This window comes from Photobacterium sp. R1, from assembly GCF_054600795.1.
This window is the reverse complement of record NZ_BAAHZP010000897.1, coordinates 1-242: the sequence shown is the minus strand read 5'-3', so window position 1 is coordinate 242 and position 242 is coordinate 1. Positions and strand designations below refer to the sequence as shown.

The following is a 242-nucleotide window of genomic DNA, read 5'->3' as shown; positions in this document are numbered from 1 at the left end:
TCTCAGCCACATCATCTGCCATACCACTGCTTTGTAAGAAGGTTTCTGGATCCTGCGCCAGCAGTCCCAGTACTTCGCCCAGTGCACTCAACTGAGCACCGATCGCTGAGGCCGCCTGCAGATCTTCACCTTTCAGGCGGTTAATCTCACGCGCCATATCAAACATCACAGAGTAGGCTTCCGGTGTATTAAAATCGTCATCCATGGCCGTGGTAAAGCGTGCGACAAAGGCTTCACCACCC

General features: G+C 53.3%; 1 protein-coding gene. It reads right to left on the bottom strand.

Annotated features, from left to right (window positions below; genetic code table 11):
* A partial coding sequence (locus tag ACYP03_RS27650) for a DALR domain-containing protein (protein ID WP_459782888.1) occupies window positions 1–242 on the bottom strand: 242 nt, incomplete at both ends.